Genomic DNA, 17,822 nt, shown 5'->3' on the forward strand with positions numbered 1-17,822 from the left:
GTACTTCCCGTACTTCCTCCACCAGCTACCCAGGGGCAATTCCATCATGGCCAAGGTTTTCATCGACGGCGAAGCCGGCACCACCGGCCTCCAGATTCGCGAACGGCTGCAGGCGATGCCGCAGGTCGAACTCGTGAGCATCGCCCCCGAGCTGCGAAAGGACGCCAACGCCAAGCGCGAGCTGATGGCCGGCGTCGACCTGGTGGTGCTGTGCCTGCACGACGACGCCGCTCGCGAATCGGTCGCGCTGATCGACCAGCTGCCCGGCGCCAAGCCCAAGATCATCGACGCCTCCACGGCGCACCGCATCGCCCCGGGCTGGGTGTTCGGCTTCCCCGAACTCACCGAAGGCCACTGGCAGGCCGTGGCCAAGGCCGAGCGCGTCGGCAACCCCGGCTGCTACGCCACCGGCGCGATCGCCATGGTCCGCCCGCTGGTCGACGCGGGCATCCTGCCGGCCGACTTCCCCATCTCGCTGCCTTCCGTGAGCGGCTACTCGGGCGGCGGCCGCACCATGATCGAGGCCTACGAGACGGGCGAAGCGCCCGCCTTCGAGATCTACGCGCTGGGCCTCAAGCACAAGCACATCCCCGAAATCATGACCTACACCGGCCTCACCCGCCGGCCCGTGTTCATCCCGTCGGTAGGCAACTTCAAGCAGGGCATGCTGGTGCAGCTGCCCCTGCACCTCGACCTGCTGCCCGGCAAGCCCAAGGCCGGCGACCTGCAGGACGCGCTGGCCGCGCACTACGCGCGCAGCAACACGCCCGAGAAGTTCGTGAAGGTGCTGCCGCCGACCGAAGACGGCAAGCTCGAGGCGCTCGCGCTCAACGACACCAACAACCTCGAGATCCGCGTGTTCCCGAACGAGGACCATCGACACGCCGTGGTGATCGCCCGCCTCGACAACCTCGGCAAGGGCGCCAGCGGCGCCGCGGTGCAGAACCTGAAGCTGATGCTGGGGCTCTGAGCCCCCTTTCACGGGCTTCAGCGGCGCGGCGGGCAAACAGCCCGCCCGCCGCTCATTTCACGAGCCAGAGCCCCACGCCCAGCAGGGCCGCGTGAGCGCCCAGCGCGATGTACAGCGGCATGCGCGAGGGCTCCGCCATGTCCTGGAGCGCCTCGTGGATGCGGCGCGTGAGCAGCGCGCGCAGCGCCGGATCCTGCACCGCGGCACCGCCCTCGCCCGCCACCGGCGCATTTGCGTTCTCATCGCGGCTTTGCTGCCATTCGGCCAGCATCTCGCTCAGCGGCAGCCTGCCGATCACGAAGGCCACGATCGTGCGCACCGCCCTGCCCTCGCCCAGCACCGGCGCGAGCTGCTTGCTCAGCGCATCGACCGACAGCCAGTCGGCCGCCCGGTGCAAGGCGCCATGCGCCCTCGGCATGGCCTCGATGCGGCCCGCGATGGCGCCGCCGAGCCGCTGCGACACCGCCTCGCCGCGCGCCTGGACCAGGTGCTGCATCGCGCGCGCACGCCCTTGCTGCACACCCAGCGCCACGTAGACGACCACGAAGAACAGCAGCAGGAGCGCCACCAGCAGCGGCGGCGAGGTGATGAGCGCCAGGGCGGCACCAACGCCGCCCGCGCGCGCGGCGACGTTGCCCGGGCCCTGCAACTGGCTCAGGTAGAAGAAGAAAACGCCGCCGCCCAGGAACACGCCGAGAAGGGCGCCCTTGATCACGGAACCGGCGAAGGACAGCCCGGCCTTGGCACCGGTGCGCACGAGCGACGGCTGCGGGGCCGCGGGGTCGGATGACGACATGTGGAAAGACTCCTCCGTTGTTATTGACGGGGATCATGCCATCGGCGCCGCTCCACCATAATCGCGCGCAAACCATACGAGGAGAATCCCATGGCCGTCCGATTCCAGAAACCGACCGCGGCATTCGTCGCCGCTTCCTGGGCAGCGCTGTTCATCGGCGCCATCGTCTACCTGATCGGGCTGTGGAACGCAGCCATGCAGCTCAACGAGAAGGGCTACTACTTCACCGTGCTGATGTATGGCCTCTTCTCCGCCGTGTCGCTGCAGAAGACGGTGCGCGACCGCCTCGAGGGCATCTCGGTCACCGGCATCTACTACGGCCTGTGCTGGATCTCGCTGCTGCTGTCGGTGGCGCTGCTGGCCATCGGCCTCTTCAACGCCACGCTGGCGGCCAGCGAGAAGGGCTTCTACGCGATGGCCTTCCTGCTGAGCCTGTTCGGCGCGGTGGCCGTGCAGAAGAACGTGCGCGACATCGCCGCGCACAAGAGCGAAGCGCCTTCGCTCGACGACGCCCCCGAAGCCGGCTGAAGCCGCCGCCCGGTCAGTCCGTCCCGTCAGCCCGCCTCGAGCAGGTCGCGCAAGGTGCGCAGGTCGCGGGCGATCCACTGCGCGTCGCGCTCGAAGGCCGCATCGTCCATGTGCGGCTGGCGCAGCAGCGTGAACTGAAGCTCGCAGGCGTCCGGCGCGACGCCGATCACGCGGAACGGCAGGTAGACCTCGGGCACGCCTTCGGGCGCCACCCAGTGGTCGAGCACGCCGAGATCGTTGCGCGGGGCGAAGCGCATGCGGGCCTCGCCGCTTTCGGGCGTGCGCACGATCCAGTGGTCGCCGTGCGGCACCAGTGCACTCTTCGCAAGGCCGCTGGCCCATTCGGGCAGGCGCTTCGGGTCGGCCGCCAGCACGTAGACGCGGCGCCATTCGCAGGCGACGCGCTGGGTGATGACGCGGGATTGCGCCGCGGCGCCTTCACTCGTCTGCTGCTTCATCGAAATCGCTCCTGAGCACCTTGGAGACGACGGCGCCCGAGAAGCCGCGCGCCATCAGGAATCGCATCTGCTTCGCCCGCTCCTTCGCATCGGCAGGCGGAGCGTCGAAGCGGCGGCGCCACAGGGCGGCGGCGCGCTCGACCTCGGTTTCCTGCAGGCCCGCCACCGCCTCGGCGATGGCCTCGGGCGCGATGCCCCTGGCCTGCAGCTCCTGCCTCACGCGCAGGGCCCCGGAAGTCGCCGCGCGCTGGTGAAGCACCGAGGCCACCACGCGCGGCTCGCTGATGAAGTCCTTGGCGGCCAGCTCGTCGAGCGCCTTCGCCAGCGTGCCGGGCTCTTCCTCGTGCCTTGCCAGCTTGCGCTCCAGCTCCGCACGCGAATGCTCGCGCTGGCTCAGGAGGCGCAGCGCGCGGCCCTTGAGTGAAGGAGCTTCGAATGCCATGCGGGGGGCGATCGCGGCCCCGCGGGGCCGCGCCTGTCCTTGCTCGAACTTACTCGCCCTTGTCCGCCTTGTCGGCCTTGGAAGCCTTCTGCGGCTTCTCGGGCGCGTCCTCGGCATCGGCGGCCAGCAGCGGCACGCCCAGCGACTCGCGCACCTTGTTCTCGATCTCGCGCGACAGCGAGGGGTTCTCGCGCAGGAACTCGCGGGCGTTGTCGCGGCCCTGGCCGATCTTCTCGCCGTTGTAGGCGTACCAGGCGCCCGACTTGTCGATGATCTTGGCGTTCACGCCCATGTCGATGATCTCGCCCTCGCGGCTGATGCCCTCGCCGAACAGGATGTCGAACTCGGCCGTCTTGAACGGAGGCGAGACCTTGTTCTTCACCACCTTCACCTTGGTCTCGTTGCCGATGGCCTCGTCGCCCTTCTTGATGGTGCCGATGCGGCGGATGTCCAGGCGCACCGAGGCGTAGAACTTCAGCGCGTTGCCACCGGTGGTGGTTTCAGGCGAGCCGAACATCACGCCGATCTTCATGCGGATCTGGTTGATGAAGATGACCATGCAGTTGGTCTTCTTGATCGTGGCGGTGAGCTTGCGCAGCGCCTGGCTCATCAGGCGGGCCTGCAGGCCGGGCAGCGAGTCGCCCATCTCGCCTTCGATTTCGGCCTTGGGCGTGAGCGCGGCGACCGAGTCGACCACGATCAGGTCCACAGCGCCCGAGCGCACCAGCGAGTCGACGATCTCGAGCGCCTGCTCGCCGGTGTCGGGCTGGCTGATCAGCAGGTCGGACAGGTTGACGCCGAGCTTCTGGGCGTACTGCACGTCGAGGGCGTGTTCGGCGTCGACGAAGGCGCAGGTGCCGGCCTGCTTCTGCATGGCGGCGATGACCTGCAGCGTGAGCGTGGTCTTGCCCGAGGATTCAGGGCCGTAGATCTCGATGACGCGGCCGCGCGGCAGGCCGCCGACGCCCAGCGCGATGTCCAGGCCCAGGGAGCCGGTGGAGACGACCTGGATGTCCTCCAGCACCTCGCCCTCGCCGAGCCGCATGATGGTGCCCTTGCCGAACTGCTTTTCGATCTGGGCCAGTGCGGCCTGCAGGGCCTTGGCCTTCTCGCTGTTGGCGCCGATGCTCGAACCCTTGACTACTGCGTCCATTTGAAAAACTCCTTGAAGATCAATGGCTTGTGTGTGACTCCACCCATCTGCGTTTAACTACAGGCTGGATGCTTGAACAGTAGTGTAGAGGCTGATCTCACTACGCAAACCTGTTTTTTGGTCAGTTTGCTTTACCATTTCAAGCCATGGCCGATGCCCCCTTCCCAGCCGACCAGGACGCCTGGCGCCAGACCCACCTCGGCCGCCTGCTCGGCCACGCCATGCGCCGCTTCGACGAGCGCGTGCTGGAGTTGATGGCGCACGACGTCGACGTGCCGCTGGCCCTGTCGAACCTCGCGGCGCGCGCGCAGGTGAGCGCGGCGCACATCCACATCACACGGCACCTGTCGCGCGAGGGCTCGCGCCTCACCGAGCTGGCCGAGCGCGCCGGCATGACCAAGCAGGCGATGGGCGCGCTGGTCGACCAGTGCGAGGCCTGGGGGCTGGTCACGCGCGGGCCCGATCCGCTGGACGCACGGGCGCGGCGCGTGCTCTTCACCGCCGACGGGCTGGCCTGGCTGGACGCCTTCCGCGGCGCCGTCACGCAGGCCGAGAAGGAGTTCCGAAGCAGCGTGGGCGACGAGATCGCCACCGTGGTAACCATCGGACTCGAAGCCTATACGGCGGGCTAGACTCCGGCGAAGAGACAAATGTGAACGGCGCCGGCGTGGCGCCCGACACCTGAAACAGGCCGGAGGTGGCGCATGCGGATTCTGATTGCCGAAGACGACCAGGTGCTGGCCGATGCCCTGCTGCGCAGCCTGCGCACCTCGGGCGCGGCAGTCGACCACGTGGCCAACGGCTCGCAGGCCGACACCGCGCTCATGACCCATGACGAGTTCGACCTGCTGATCCTCGACCTCGGGCTGCCCAGCCTGCACGGCATCGAGATCCTCAAGCGGCTGCGCGCACGCGGCTCGCAGCTGCCGGTACTGGTGCTCACCGCCGCCGACAGCGTGGAGGAGCGGGTCAAGGGCCTGGACCACGGCGCCGACGACTACATGGCCAAGCCCTTCAGCCTGCAGGAGCTCGAGGCGCGCGTGCGCGCCCTCACCCGGCGCGGCATGGGCGCCACCAGCAACACGATCCGCCACGGCCCGCTGGTGTACGACCAGGCCGGCCGCGTGGCCACCATCGACGGCAAGATGATCGAGCTCTCGGCGCGCGAACTCGGCCTGCTCGAAGTGCTGCTGCAGCGCGCCGGCCGGCTGGTGAGCAAGGACCAGCTCGTCGACCGCCTGTGCGAATGGGGCGAGGAAGTGAGCCTCAACGCCATCGAGGTCTACATCCACCGCCTGCGCAAGAAGATCGAGAAGGGCCCGGTGCGCATCGCGACCGTTCGAGGGCTGGGCTACTGCCTCGAGAAGATCCAGCCCTGATGCGCCCTGACATGCGGGAAATGCCGCGGAACCGGATCTGCCGGCCCGCAGGCATCGCCCTCGGAAAGACGGCGGCGCAGAGGCACGCGGTGCGCGCTGCCCGGGAGCGAACCAAGTGAAGCTTTTCCAGCGCGCGCAGCGCTCCCTGTTCGGCGAGATCCTCGACTGGATGCTCACGCCGCTGCTGCTGCTGGTGCCGGTGAGCATCGGCGTCACCTGGCTGGTGGCGCAGGGCATCGCCAACGCGCCCTTCGACCGCGCGCTGGAGCACAACGTGAAGGTGCTGGCCGAGCTGGTGACGGTGAAGGAGGGGCACGTGCAGTTCGTGCTGTCGCAGTCGGCGCGCGAGATCCTGCGCGCCGACGAGGCCGGCCACGTCTACTACCAGCTGCTCGACGGCTACGACAACCTGCTCAGCGGCGAGCGCGACATCCCGCAGCCCGGCCTCGACGAGCCGCTGCCCCCCGGACAGGTGTTCCTGCACAACAGCGACGTGCATGGCCAGCCGGTGCGCGTCGCTTCGATGTGGATCGCCAGCGGTGCCGACGACGTGCCGCCCACGCTGCTGCAGCTGGCCGAGACGCGCGAGAAGCAGTCGGTGCTGGCGGCGGAGATCATCAAGGGCGTGCTGCTGCCGCAGTTCGCGATCCTGCCGCTGGCGGTGCTCCTGATCTGGCTGGCGCTGGTGCGCGGCATCAAGCCGCTGTCGGTGGTGGAGGCGCGCATCCGCGAGCGGCGCCCCGGCGACCTGAGCCCGCTGGATGAGTCCTCGGTGCCGCTGGAGGTGGTGCCGCTGGTGTCGTCGGTGAACGAGCTGCTGGACAAGCTCAACGACTCCATCGGCACGCAGAAGCGCTTCCTGGCCGACGCGGCGCACCAGCTGAAGACGCCGCTGGCGGGCCTGCGCATGCAGGCCGACCTGGCGCAGCGCGAGGGCGCGAACGCCGACGAACTGAAGCAGTCGCTCAAGCAGATCGGCCGCGCGAGCAAGCGCGCGACGCACACGGTGAACCAGCTGCTGTCGCTGGCGCGCGCCGAGGGCAACAGCGCCCATGCGCACCACCAGCCCTGCGACCTCGCGAAGCTGACCATCGAGGTGGTGCGCGAGGCTGTGCCGCGCGCGATCGAGAAGCGCATCGACCTGGGCTACGACGGCGTGGAGCCCGGCCAGCCGGGCGTGGTGTTCGACGGCAATCCCACGCTGCTGAAGGAGCTGGTGCGCAACCTCGTCGACAACGCCATCAACTACACGCCCTCGACGCCCGAGCGCCCCGGCCTGATCACCGTGCGCGTGCTGGCCGATCCCTTCGGCCACGTGCTGCTGCTGCAGGTGGAGGACAACGGCCCGGGCATCGCCGAGGCCGACCGCGAGCTGGTGTTCGAGCCCTTCTACCGCGTGCTCGGCAACGAGGCCGACGGCTCCGGGCTGGGCCTGCCGATCGTGCTGGAGATCGCGAACCAGCACCGCGCGCAGGTGAAGCTGGAGGACGCGCATCCGGGCAAGCACCCGCCAGGGGCGCTGTTCACCGTGCGCTTCGAAGCCGAGCAGCCCTCCTGAGGCGCGCCCGGAAACCGTCTACGGCGCCGGCGCAGCAGGCTTCGCCGATTCCTTGCGGATCTGCAGCCACTCGGGGTGGATCTGCCGCGCCAGGCGCTGCGGCTCGCGCTCCGCGAGGGAGGCCGGCGCGAGGCCGAAGCCCGCGAGGTCGCCGCGTGTCCAGAGGAAGTAGCCGGCGTTGGCCAGCAGCAGCACGACGAGGAGCAGGCGCAGCTTCATGTTGGTGAAGATCAGAAGGCCATGCCGCGAGGGCGCACGCTCACTTCGTCGCTGGAGATCAGCTGCAGGCCCGCGTCGGTGCGTACCTGCAGCTCGCCGCCCCAGGCCACGCCTTCGCACAGGCCGGCAGTGCCGTCGCTGAGCATCACCTCGCGTCCGCGCAGCACGTCGCGCGCGGCGAAGCGCTCGGCAAAGGGCGCGAAGCCCCGCGCCTCGAAGTCGAGCACCGTCCGCACCAGCGGCCCGGCCAGATCGGCCAGCACCTCGGCCGCGGTGGCACCGGGGCGCCACTGGTGCAGCCATGCCGGCGGCGTGCGCATGCCGTCGCCCTCGCGCGCGCCGATGTTGATGCCGATACCGATCACCACATAGCGCGACGCGGCCGGCCCGCCGTCGGAGGGCAGGGCGGTCTCGATGAGGATGCCGACCAGCTTGCGGTCGTCGACCCAGATGTCGTTGGGCCACTTGAGGCCGACCTTGTGCGCGCCCGAGGGATCGAGCCCCTCGGCCACCGCCACGCCGACGGCCAGCGACAGGCCCGACCAGTCGGCGGGCGCCAGCGGCATGCCGAGCGAGAAGGTCAGCGAGGCGGCCGCATCCTGCTGCGCGCCGCTCTGCCAGGGGCGCCCGAGGCGGCCGCGCCCGGCCGTCTGGCGCTCGGCCACCAGGAGCACGGGCTCGACACGGCCGGCACGCGCGCGGCGCATCAATTCGGTGTTGGTGGAGTCGATTTCCGCCACGGCCTCGACCGCGAAGCCGGGCAGCAGCGGCGCGACCGCCGCGGCGAGCCGGTCCTGGAACCAGTCGGCGGTGCTGCTGTCGTTCATCGCCTTCAGTCCCTGGCGGACCTGGCTTTCTTCGCCGATTTCTTTTCAGCCTTGGCGTCGGCCTTCTTCTCGGCCTTCCTGGCTTCCTTTTTCTCGGCCTTTTTCTTTTCGGCCTTCTTCTCGGCCTTCTTCTCGGCCTTCTTTTCAGCCTTTTTCTTCGCCTTCTTCTTCTTTTTCTTTTCTTCGTCCTCATCCTTCGGTGTCAGCAGCGTGCCGCGGCACTGCTCCGAGCCGCACCAGCACGGAAATTCGGCGAGCAGCTTCGGCGTGTACGGCTCGTCGATGATCAGGCCGTAGTCGTAGTTGAGCTCTTCGCCGGCTGCGATGTTGCGCAGCGCCTTGATATAAACGCGCCCGTCGACCTCGTCGGCTTCGCAGTTCGGCTCGCACGAGTGGTTGATCCAGCGTGCATCGTTGCCCTTGACGTTGCCGTCGATCACGCGGCCGTCGTCGATGTGGAAGTAGAAGGTGTGGTTCGGCTGGCTCGGGTCGTGCGGATGGCGGCGCAGCGCCTCCTTCCAGCTGATGACTTCGCCCTTGTATTCGATCAGCGTCTCGCCTTCGGCCAGGTCCTGCACGGCGAAAACGCCGTTGCCGTGGACGGCAGAGCGCCGCATCTGGATGCGGCGGCCGGTGGAGCGATCCTTGGCGGACTTCGCATCCGCCTCGGGGAGCGCGGTGGCCTGCGAATCACGACCGGCCGGAAGTGGGGATTTGGAAGGCATCGCCGAAGTCTGTTAGTTTGAATATGCACACATGCGCGTGTGCGCGTGCGCACGCGGGAAGCCGCAGAGTATAGAGAGCCCTTAGATGACAAAGACGTTGGTAATCGCAGAAAAGCCGTCGGTGGCGCAGGACATCGTCCGCGCTCTCACGCCGGTGGCCGGCAAATTCGACAAACATGACGAGCATTTCGAGAACGACAGCTATGTCGTGACCAGCGCTGTCGGTCACCTGGTCGAAATCCAGGCGCCCGAGGAATTCGACGTCAAGCGCGGCAAGTGGAGCTTCGCCAACCTGCCGGTGATCCCGCCGCACTTCGACCTGAAGCCCGTCGACAAGACCAAGACGCGCCTGAACGCGGTGGTCAAGCAGGCCAAGCGCAAGGACGTCACGCAGCTCATCAACGCATGCGACGCGGGGCGCGAGGGCGAGCTGATCTTCAGGCTCATCGAGCAGTACGCGGGCGGCAAGTCGGGGCTGAACAAGCCGGTGAAACGGCTGTGGCTGCAGTCGATGACGCCGCAGGCCATCCGCGACGGCTTCGACTCCCTGCGCACCGAGAAGCAGATGCAGGGCCTGGCCGACGCCGCGCGTTCGCGCTCGGAGGCCGACTGGCTGGTGGGCATCAACGGCACGCGTGCGATGACGGCCTTCAATTCGCGCGACGGCGGCTTCTTTCTCACGACCGTGGGGCGCGTGCAGACGCCCACGCTGTCGGTGGTGGTGGAGCGCGAGGAGCAGATCCGCAAGTTCGTCTCGCGCGACTACTGGGAGATCCACGGCACCTTCGGCGCCGAGGCCGGCGAGTACCCCGGCAAGTGGTTCAACCCCGACTGGAAGAAGGCCGGCGCCCCGCTGCTGCCCAACGGCGAGCCCGACCCCGAGCAGCGCGCCGACCGCGTGTGGAACGAACAGGAAGCCCGCGCCATCGCCGACGCCGCGCGCGGCAAGCCCGCCACCGTCACGGAAGAGAGCAAGCCCACCACGCAGGCCTCGCCGCTGCTGTTCGACCTGACCTCGCTGCAGCGCGAGGCCAACAGCCGCTTCGGCTTCAGCGCCAAGACCACGCTGGCGCTGGCGCAGAGCCTGTACGAGCGCCACAAGGCGCTGACCTATCCGCGTACCGATTCGCGCGCGCTGCCGGAAGACTATCTTCCCGTGGTCAAGCAGACGATGGGCATGCTCGCGAACAGCGGCATGAAGCACCTCGCGCCCTTCGCCCAGCAGGCGATCGACGGCAACTACGTGAAGCCCAACAAGCGCATCTTCGACAACGCGAAGGTGTCGGACCACTTCGCGATCATCCCGACGCTGCAGGCGCCCAGCGGCCTGAGCGAGGCCGAGCAGAAGCTCTACGACTTCGTGGTGCGGCGTTTCCTCTCGGTGTTCTTCCCGAGCGCCGAGTACCAGGTCACCACGCGCATCAGCACGGTGGATCAGGGCGGCAGGAAGTACGCCTTCCGCACCGACGGCAAGGTGCTGGTGAAGCCGGGCTGGCTCGCCATCTACGGCAAGGAAGCGCAGGACGACGAGAAGGAAGACGACAAGGACGGCAAGCGCCTCGTGCCGGTGAAGCCGGGCGAGATCGTCAAGACCCTCGCGGCCGACATCAAGGGCCTGAAGACGCGCCCGCCGGCACGCTACTCCGAAGCCACGCTGCTCGGCGCCATGGAAGGCGCGGGCAAGACCATCGACGACGACGAGCTGCGCGAGGCCATGCAGGAGAAGGGCCTCGGCACGCCGGCCACGCGCGCGGCCACCATCGAAGGGCTGATCGCCGAGAAGTACATCCTGCGCGAAGGCCGCGAGCTGATCCCCACGGCCAAGGCCTTCCAGCTCATGACGCTGCTGCGCGGCCTGGGCGTGGAGGAACTCTCCAAGGCCGAGCTGACCGGCGAGTGGGAATACAAGCTCGCGCAGATGGAGAAGGGCTCGCTCAGCCGCGACGCCTTCATGCGCGAGATCGCCGAGATGACGCAGCACATCGTCAAGAAGGCCAAGGAATACGACCGCGACACCGTGCCGGGCGACTACGCCACCCTGCGCACGCCGTGCCCCAACTGCGGCGGCATCGTGCGCGAGAACTACCGCCGCTACGCCTGCACCGGCAAGAGCGGCACGGGCGAGGACGCCTGCGGCTTCTCGTTCGGCAAGTCGCCGGCCGGGCGCACCTTCGAGGTGGAAGAGGCCGAGGCGCTGCTGCGCGACAAGCACATCGGTCCGCTGGAAGGCTTCCGCTCCAAGGCCGGCTGGCCCTTCACCTCCGAGATCGTCATCAAGTACGACGAGGAGGCGAAGAACTGGAAGCTGGAGTTCGACTTCGGCGACGACAAGAACGAGGAAAGCGGCGAGATCGTCGACTTCAGCGATCAGGACACCGTGGGCCCCTGCCCGGTGTGCGGCGCGCCGGTGTTCGAGCACGGCAGCAACTACGTCTGCGAGAAGTCGGTGCCGACCAATGCGCAGCCCACGCCGAGCTGCACCTTCAAGACCGGCAAGATCATCCTGCAGCAGCCGGTGGAGCGCGCGCAGATGGAGAAGCTGCTGGCCACCGGCAAGACCGACCTGCTCGACAAGTTCGTGAGCATGCGCACGCGCCGCCCCTTCAAGGCCTTCCTGACCTGGAATGCGGAAGAGGGCAAGGTGACCTTCGAGTTCGCGCCGCGCGAGGGTGCAGCCAAGTTCCCGCCGCGCAAGACCTTCGCCGGCAAGACCCCTGCAGCCAAGAAGACGGCCGCGGCGAAGAAGACGCCCGCCGCCAAGAAGGCACCGGCCGCGAAGAAGGCCGCCGCGCCGCGCAAGCCCGGCGCGGGCCTGAAGCCCAGCGACGCGCTGGCGGCGGTGATCGGCAACGAGCCGGTCGCGCGCACCGAGGTGGTCAAGAAGCTGTGGGACTACATCAAGGCCAACGGCCTGCAGGACGCGAAGGACAAGCGCGCGATCAACGCCGACGCCAAGCTCAAGCCCGTGTTCGGCAAGGACCAGGTGACGATGTTCGAGCTCGCGGGCATCGTGGGCAAGCACCTCTCGGCGCCCTGAGCCATGCGGCGCAGACGCTTCGGCGCAAGCCTCGCGATGGCTGCGGCGGTGCTGCTCGGCGGCACCGGCCCGGCGCAGGCCGCCGCGTGGCCCGACAAGCCGGTCAAGCTGGTGGTGCCGTTCCCGCCCGGGCAGGCCACCGACATCTTCGCCCGCGCCCTGGCCGAGCAGCTCGGCAAGCGGCTGGGGCAGCCGGTGGTGGTCGACAACAAGGCCGGCGCCGGCAGCAACATCGGCACCGAGTTCGTGGTGCGCTCGCAGCCCGACGGCTACACGCTGGTGGTGGCAGGCAGCGCGATGGCGGTGAACCAGACGCTCTACGCGAAGCCGGGCTTCGATCCGCGCAAGGATCTGGTCGGCATCTCGCTCGTCGCCAAGGTTCCGCTGGTGTTCCTGGCCACGCCCGAAAGCGGCATCCGCACCCTGGCCGAGCTCACCGCGCGCGCCAAGGCCGAACCCGGCCGGCTGAGCTACGCGAGCGCCGGCATCGGCGGCACGCAGCACCTGTCGGGCGAGATGTACAAGGCGGCGGCGCATGTGTTCGTCACGCACATTCCGTACCGGGGCAGCGGCCCGGCGCAGTCGGATTTCCTGGGCAACCAGGTGCCGCTGATGATCGACTCGGTGACGGCCGCGCTGCCGCACATCAAGTCGGGCCGCGCGGTGCCGCTGGCCGTGACCTCGGCCACGCGCTCCTCGCAGCTGCGCGACGTGCCCACCGTGCGCGAGAGCGGCGTGGCGGGCACGAAGAACTTCGAGGCCGTCGGCTGGCTCGGCCTGATGGCGCCGCGCGGCACGCCGGGCGAGATCGTCGAGCGCCTCAACCATGAGGTGACCGACATCCTCAAGAGCGAGCAGATGGCCCGCTTCATCCGCGAGCGCGGCGCCGAGCCCGCACCGACCACGCCGGCCGAGTTCGACCGCTTCGTGGCGAGCGAGATCGGTGTCTGGGGCGCGGCGGTGAAGGCCTCGGGCGCCAAGCCCGAGTAGCGTCCCGCCGGGCGCTTCAGCCAGGGGCGGGCAGGGGGGCCGGCGCCTCCTTGGCGCGGTCCACCTCCGCGAGCAGCCAGCTGCGGAAATGATCGAGCGTGGCGAGCTGGCCGCGCCCTTCCGGGTAGCAGAACCAGTAGCCCTCGTTGCCGCGGTAGCCGCCGCCGGGCAGCGGCTCGTCCACCAGCCCCGAGGCGATCTCGTCCTGCACCAGGCAGCGCGGCACCAGCGCCACGCCCATGCCGGCCATGACCGCGCGAATCATGGTCTGGAACTGGTCGAACTGCGGACCCGCCAGCGGGTCGAGCCCGCGCACCCCATGCGTTTCGCTCCAGTGCAGCCACGACTGCGGCACCGTGACGTGGCGCAGCAGCGTGCAGCGTGCCACGTCCTGCGGCGTGCGGATGGCCACCTCGGCCTGCGCCGCTCGCGGCGCGATCAGCGCCACGTCCTGCCCCGCGAGGTAGTGCGACCGGGCGCCGGGCCAATGGCCATCGCCGAAAAGAATGGCGCAGTCGAGCTCCGGCCGCTCGAAGTCGTAGCCGTGCACGAAGGGCACGAAATGCAGCGTGATCTGCGGATGCGCGCGCTGGAAATCGGGCAGCCGCGGAATCAGCCACTTGGCGCCGAAGGTGGGCAGGGCGGAGAGGTGCAGCGCGCCGCCGCCGTCGCCGCTCGTGATGAGCTCCAGCGTGGCCGCCTCCAGTTGCGCCAGCGTGGCGCGCACTGCCTTCTCGTAGCGCTCGCCCGCCGGCGTGAGCGCGAGGCGCTTGCGGCTGCGCTCGAACAGCGGCGCGCCGATCCAGCGCTCGAGTTCCTGCACCTGCTTGCTGACGGCGCCCTGCGTGAGGTGCAGCGCCTCGGCGGCGCGCGAGACGCCGCCGAAGCGCACCACGGTCGAGAAGGCGCGCAGCAGGTTCAGGGGCGGGTTGAGACGGCGAAGCGACATGGAAGGAAGCCCATCAAAACATTCCAGATTGGAATGTTAGCTGGTCTATCCTTTGCTTCAGGTGATGGGAGCGAATCGCTCCGTCACCTCCTGATTCATCGGAAAAATCCCATGCTACGTCGGTCATTTCATTTCCACCCTCGCCGCCGCATCTGTCGTGCCAGGAATATCCTTCGCCCAGGGCAAGCCGATCCGCCTGATCGTGCCCTTCCCGCCTGGCGGCGCCACAGACATCACGGCGCGCGTGCTCGGCGAGCCCCTCGGCAAGATCCTCCAGCAGCCCGTGGTCATCGACAACCGCGCGGGCGCCGGCGGCTCCATCGGCATGGCCGAACTGGCCCGCGCCACGCCGGACGGCCTGGCCTTCGGCATCGCCACCCTGTCCACGCACGGCGTGAACCCGGCCGTCTACCAGAAGCTGCCCTACGACCCGATCAAGGGCTTCGCCGCCGTCACCGAGATCGTCAAGGCGCCGGGCGTGATCGTCATCAACCCGACGAAGCTGCCGGTGGCCAGCTTCGCCGAGCTGGTGAAGTACCTGAAGGCCAACCCGGGCAAGGTGTCGTACGCCACGCCGGGCAACGGCACCATCGGCCACATGTGGGGCGAGCTGTTCAAGAGCAGCACCGGAACCTCGATGGTGCACATCCCCTACCGCGGTGCGGGCCCGGCCATCAACGACGTGCTCGCGGGCGAGGTGCCGGTGTACTTCGACCAGGTGGCCTCCTCGCTGCCGCACGTGAAGGCGGGAAAGCTGAAGGCGCTGGCCGTGTCGTGGAACGGCCGCCTCGACGTGCTGCCCGACGTGCCCACGTATGCGGAGCTGGGCTATCCGGTCAACAACGACCCGTCGTGGTTCGGCATGGTCGCGCCCGCAGGCACGCCGGCCGAGCTGGTGCTGCGCATGCAGCAGGCCGTGGCCACCGCGCTGAAGGACGCCTCGGTGCGCGAGCGCCTGGCGCTCCAGGGCCTGTACGCCTCGGGCACCACGCCGGCGCAGTTCACCAGGCAGATCGCCAGCGAGATCGACAAGATGAAGAAGGTGGCCGAATTCGCACGCGTGCGATTGGACTGAGCCCGGCCTGCCTATGCATCCTGTCCTGAAACTGATTCAAACCCGCGCCCAGGTGACAAGCGTCGCCGGGCACACGCCGCTGGTGCTGGACTCCCCGCACAGCGGCACCGTCTACCCCGAGGACTTCCGCACGGTGCGCGACCTGGCCACGCTGCGCCGGGCCGAGGACACGCACGTCGAGAAGCTCTATGCCTTCGCGCCCGAACTGGGCGCGGCATGGATCGAGGCGCACTTTCCACGCAGCTACCTTGACGCCAACCGCGACACGACCGAGATCGACACCAGCATGCTCGAAGGCACGTGGACCGACCCGGTCTCCACCGACCCGCGCGTGCTGTCGAAGGTGCGCCTGGGCAAGGGCCTGATCTGGAAGCTCACCGACGACGGCCTGCCGATCTACGACCGACTGCTTCCGGTGGAAGAGGTGCGCCATCGCATCGACAGCTGCTGGCGGCCGTACCACGCCGCCGTGGCGCAGGCGGTGGACGAGGCGCATGCGCGCCACGGCTACAGCATCCACATCAACTGCCACTCGATGCCGGCCGTCGCGGCCAGCCATGCGACCGACTTTCCGGGCCTGGTGCATGCCGACTTCGTGATCGGCGACCGCGACGGCAGCACGGCAGATCCGGCGCTGTCGCGCAGGATCTGCGAACACCTCCGCGGCTTCGGCTACAGCGTGGACTACAACCATCCCTACAAGGGCGTGGAACTGGTGCGCCGGCAGGGCAGGCCCGACGCGAACCGGCACAGCATCCAGGTCGAGATCAACCGCAGGCTCTACATGGACGAGGCCACGCTGGCGCTCGACGAGGCCGGCGCGGCGCGGCTGCAGGGGCACCTGCGCTCGATGGTCGAGATGCTGCTGGCCACCGACCCGCGCCAACAACCCTGACGGCGCCGGGTGTGCTGTTACAGGCCGCTTTACGCGGCCGGCCTATAGTGGTTCCGATCCAACCACCCAGGAGATTCCGTTGAAGTCGTCTTTCATCGCCGCCGCATTCGCGATCGCCATGGGCGTGCTGGCCACGGGTTGCGCCGGCACGGGTTCCGCAGGCAACGCCGGCTCCTCCGCCGCAACGCCGAGCAGCGGCAGCGGCGTCACGGTGTTCGGCACCATCGACGCCAGCGTCAGCGGCTACAAGAACAGCAGCAGCCCGCGCTGACCCGGATCAGGTCACGCCCTTCAGGTAGCCGTGCAGTGCGGCACGCAACTGCCGTGACAGCGCCTGAAGGTCGGGCCGCCCGCCCGTGCCGATGTGCAGGTGCGCGAACAGGCCGTAGATGATGGTCTGGCACACGCGGGCGACTTCCTTCTTCTGGCAGTCCGGCGACAGGTCGATGGCCGCGTCGAGCACGCCCACCCATTCGGCCACGAAGCGGTCGTACATCTTGCGATAGGCCTCGGGGCCCGAGAGATGCCGCTCCAGCAGGTAGTGCGCGCCCCAGGCCAGGGGCTGCGCGCGATGCGCCTCCAGCTGCGCGTCGATCACTGCATCCACGATTTCCGCGAGCGGCCGGCCCGCATGCGCGGCGACGGCGGCGCGCATGTCCAGCAGCAGTGCCTTGGATCGCAGGTGCAGGCACACGCGCGCCAGGTCTTCCTTGCTCGCGAAGTATTCGTAGAAGCTGCCGAGCCCCGTGCCGGCCACCGACACGATCTCGCGGATGGTGATGGCGGCGTAGCCCTTCTCGACCAAAAGCCGAACAAAGGCCTCCTGCAGGGCCTGCGAGGTGTGGCGCGCGCGGGACTGGCGCGGCTTGCGCCTGGGGGTGGCGGCCGGGGCGCGAGCGGTCGCCATCAGCGCAGCCGAACCCGAACACCTCGCGGGCGGGTTGTTCCTAGAATTTTCTGACCCATCGAACGGCATTCTGCAATGGCACAAGACGAGAGCACCCGGGACGAATCGCATCCAGCTGTCTACACCGCACAGGGCGACGATGCATGGTTGCCCGGCCCGTCGTCGCGCGGCCCCTGGGACCCGCGTGCGCAGCACGGCGGCGCACCGGCCGCGCTGCTGGTTCACGTGGCCGAGCGCGCTGCGCCGGGGCCTGGCTGGCAGCTGTCGCGGCTCACGCTCGAACTGGTCAAGCCGGTGCCGCTGGCACCGCTCGTCACGCGCACGCAGGTGCAGTCAGCGCGATCCACGGTGCGCGTGGGCATCGATCTGCTGGCGGGCGAGGTGCTGGTGGCGCGGGCGCACGCGCTGCTGCTGGCAAGCCAGTCGCTGGCGCTTCCGCCCGGCCTGCCGGGCTGGCCGCAGGAGCCGCTGCGGCCGCTGCCGCGCGACTGCACACAGCACGTGCGCATCCCGGGCCTGCCCGAGGGCGAGTCGTTCTACAGCACGGCCATGGAGACGCGCGTCGCCGAGGGCGACTCGACCCGGCCCGGTCCGTGTTCCGCATGGTTCCGCCTCGCGTTGCCGCTGCTGCGCGGCGCGGCCACCTCGCCTGCGATGCGCGCCGCGGCGGCGGCCGACTTCGGCAACGGGCTGAGCTGGGTGCTGCCGGTCGACCGCTACCTGTTCACCAATGCCGACCTGAGCATGAACCTCTTCCGCGTGCCGCAGGGAGAGTGGATCGGCCTGCGCTCGGCCTCGGAGGTGCACGGCGGCGGCGCGGGCCTGGTCGTGTCCCACCTCTTCGACGAGCAGGGCCCGATCGGCATCGCCACCCAGACGCTGGTGCTGCGCGAACGCAGCCCCGGCGCCTGATC

The 17,822-nt window shown here is 68.9% G+C and carries 20 protein-coding genes; 11 read left to right on the forward strand and 9 right to left on the reverse strand.

What is annotated here, in order from left to right:
• Positions 1–46 precede the first annotated feature (46 nt).
• Positions 47–970, forward strand: coding sequence for an N-acetyl-gamma-glutamyl-phosphate reductase (gene argC / locus ACTJLF_RS14430; protein WP_126183684.1), 924 nt, complete (start codon positions 47–49; stop codon positions 968–970).
• Positions 971–1,022: 52 nt separating this feature from the next.
• On the opposite strand, the gene ACTJLF_RS14435 is transcribed toward argC, so the two are convergent.
• The gene (locus tag ACTJLF_RS14435; RefSeq protein ID WP_440883302.1) at positions 1,023–1,766 is read right to left on the reverse strand and encodes a hypothetical protein; all 744 of its coding nucleotides are present in this window, start codon (positions 1,764–1,766) and stop codon (positions 1,023–1,025) included.
• A gap of 90 nt (positions 1,767–1,856) precedes the next feature.
• Here ACTJLF_RS14435 and yiaA point away from each other — a divergent pair, with 90 nt between their 5' ends.
• The gene (yiaA, locus tag ACTJLF_RS14440) at positions 1,857–2,294 is read left to right on the forward strand and encodes an inner membrane protein YiaA (protein ID WP_019653818.1); all 438 of its coding nucleotides are present in this window, start codon (positions 1,857–1,859) and stop codon (positions 2,292–2,294) included.
• A 26-nt stretch (positions 2,295–2,320) separates the two neighbouring features.
• On the opposite strand, the gene ACTJLF_RS14445 is transcribed toward yiaA, so the two are convergent.
• From ACTJLF_RS14445 to recA, 3 genes are read right to left on the reverse strand one after another with little or no spacing between them, the layout of a single operon-like run.
• A complete protein-coding gene (locus ACTJLF_RS14445; protein WP_440883303.1) occupies positions 2,321–2,752 on the reverse strand; it encodes an SRPBCC family protein in 432 nt (143 codons plus the stop codon).
• Positions 2,733–3,194 carry a recombination regulator RecX gene (gene recX, locus ACTJLF_RS14450; RefSeq protein ID WP_019653816.1) on the reverse strand — a complete coding sequence of 154 codons (462 nt, stop codon included), beginning with the start codon at positions 3,192–3,194 and terminating at the stop codon, positions 2,733–2,735. Before recX ends, ACTJLF_RS14445 begins: the two co-directional genes overlap by 20 nt.
• A 49-nt stretch (positions 3,195–3,243) precedes the next feature.
• Positions 3,244–4,347 (reverse strand): recombinase RecA, encoded by a 1,104-nt coding sequence (gene recA / locus ACTJLF_RS14455; RefSeq protein WP_019653815.1) that lies wholly within the window; start codon positions 4,345–4,347, stop codon positions 3,244–3,246.
• 146 nt (positions 4,348–4,493) lie between these two features.
• Between recA and ACTJLF_RS14460 the strand changes: the two genes are divergently transcribed.
• The 3 genes from ACTJLF_RS14460 to ACTJLF_RS14470 all read left to right on the forward strand — a co-directional run bounded on the left by ACTJLF_RS14460 (position 4,494) and on the right by ACTJLF_RS14470 (position 7,284).
• On the forward strand, positions 4,494–4,979 hold the full coding sequence (locus ACTJLF_RS14460) for a MarR family winged helix-turn-helix transcriptional regulator (protein ID WP_019653814.1): 486 nt from the start codon (positions 4,494–4,496) through the stop codon (positions 4,977–4,979).
• Positions 4,980–5,051: 72 nt separating this feature from the next.
• Positions 5,052–5,726: a response regulator transcription factor gene (locus ACTJLF_RS14465; protein WP_019653813.1), complete on the forward strand. Its 675-nt coding sequence runs from the start codon at positions 5,052–5,054 to the stop codon at positions 5,724–5,726.
• 115 nt (positions 5,727–5,841) lie between these two features.
• A complete protein-coding gene (locus ACTJLF_RS14470) occupies positions 5,842–7,284 on the forward strand; it encodes a sensor histidine kinase (protein ID WP_126183681.1) in 1,443 nt (480 codons plus the stop codon).
• An 18-nt stretch (positions 7,285–7,302) separates the two neighbouring features.
• On the opposite strand, the gene ACTJLF_RS14475 is transcribed toward ACTJLF_RS14470, so the two are convergent.
• From ACTJLF_RS14475 to ACTJLF_RS14485, 3 genes are read right to left on the reverse strand one after another with little or no spacing between them, the layout of a single operon-like run.
• Complete coding sequence (locus tag ACTJLF_RS14475) at positions 7,303–7,503, reverse strand: sporulation protein (protein WP_354423760.1); 201 nt, start codon at positions 7,501–7,503, stop codon at positions 7,303–7,305.
• Between the two features lie 11 nt (positions 7,504–7,514).
• On the reverse strand, positions 7,515–8,330 hold the full coding sequence (locus ACTJLF_RS14480; RefSeq protein ID WP_440883304.1) for a biotin--[acetyl-CoA-carboxylase] ligase: 816 nt from the start codon (positions 8,328–8,330) through the stop codon (positions 7,515–7,517).
• 5 nt (positions 8,331–8,335) lie between these two features.
• Entirely contained in the window at positions 8,336–9,055 is a 720-nt protein-coding gene (locus ACTJLF_RS14485) for an SET domain-containing protein (RefSeq protein ID WP_440883305.1), read from the reverse strand.
• A gap of 85 nt (positions 9,056–9,140) precedes the next feature.
• Between ACTJLF_RS14485 and ACTJLF_RS14490 the strand changes: the two genes are divergently transcribed.
• Positions 9,141–12,092 (forward strand): DNA topoisomerase III, encoded by a 2,952-nt coding sequence (locus ACTJLF_RS14490; protein ID WP_440883306.1) that lies wholly within the window; start codon positions 9,141–9,143, stop codon positions 12,090–12,092.
• A gap of 3 nt (positions 12,093–12,095) precedes the next feature.
• Positions 12,096–13,082, forward strand: a complete 987-nt coding sequence (locus tag ACTJLF_RS14495) for a Bug family tripartite tricarboxylate transporter substrate binding protein (protein ID WP_440883307.1) — start codon at positions 12,096–12,098, stop codon at positions 13,080–13,082.
• A 16-nt stretch (positions 13,083–13,098) separates the two neighbouring features.
• Here the strand turns inward: ACTJLF_RS14495 and ACTJLF_RS14500 are convergent, their stop codons facing one another.
• Positions 13,099–14,031, reverse strand: a complete 933-nt coding sequence (locus tag ACTJLF_RS14500; RefSeq protein ID WP_126183677.1) for a LysR substrate-binding domain-containing protein — start codon at positions 14,029–14,031, stop codon at positions 13,099–13,101.
• 166 nt (positions 14,032–14,197) lie between these two features.
• Between ACTJLF_RS14500 and ACTJLF_RS14505 the strand changes: the two genes are divergently transcribed.
• From ACTJLF_RS14505 to ACTJLF_RS14515, 3 genes are all read left to right on the forward strand, one after another.
• Positions 14,198–15,106 carry a tripartite tricarboxylate transporter substrate binding protein BugE gene (locus tag ACTJLF_RS14505; RefSeq protein WP_440883327.1) on the forward strand — a complete coding sequence of 303 codons (909 nt, stop codon included), beginning with the start codon at positions 14,198–14,200 and terminating at the stop codon, positions 15,104–15,106.
• Between the two features lie 13 nt (positions 15,107–15,119).
• A complete protein-coding gene (locus ACTJLF_RS14510) occupies positions 15,120–16,001 on the forward strand; it encodes an N-formylglutamate amidohydrolase (RefSeq protein ID WP_416490764.1) in 882 nt (293 codons plus the stop codon).
• 79 nt (positions 16,002–16,080) lie between these two features.
• The gene (locus ACTJLF_RS14515) at positions 16,081–16,272 is read left to right on the forward strand and encodes a hypothetical protein (RefSeq protein ID WP_019653803.1); all 192 of its coding nucleotides are present in this window, start codon (positions 16,081–16,083) and stop codon (positions 16,270–16,272) included.
• A 6-nt stretch (positions 16,273–16,278) separates the two neighbouring features.
• Here ACTJLF_RS14515 and ACTJLF_RS14520 read toward each other — a convergent pair whose 3' ends face one another.
• Positions 16,279–16,908 carry a TetR/AcrR family transcriptional regulator gene (locus ACTJLF_RS14520; protein WP_440883308.1) on the reverse strand — a complete coding sequence of 210 codons (630 nt, stop codon included), beginning with the start codon at positions 16,906–16,908 and terminating at the stop codon, positions 16,279–16,281.
• Between the two features lie 75 nt (positions 16,909–16,983).
• On the opposite strand from ACTJLF_RS14520, the gene ACTJLF_RS14525 reads away from it, so the two are divergent.
• On the forward strand, positions 16,984–17,820 hold the full coding sequence (locus ACTJLF_RS14525) for a thioesterase family protein (RefSeq protein ID WP_440883309.1): 837 nt from the start codon (positions 16,984–16,986) through the stop codon (positions 17,818–17,820).
• The last annotated feature ends 2 nt before the right edge of the window (positions 17,821–17,822 follow it).

This window comes from Variovorax sp. 22077 (assembly GCF_052044195.1).
In the GTDB taxonomy this organism is placed as follows: Bacteria; Pseudomonadota; Gammaproteobacteria; order Burkholderiales; family Burkholderiaceae_C; genus Variovorax; species Variovorax atrisoli.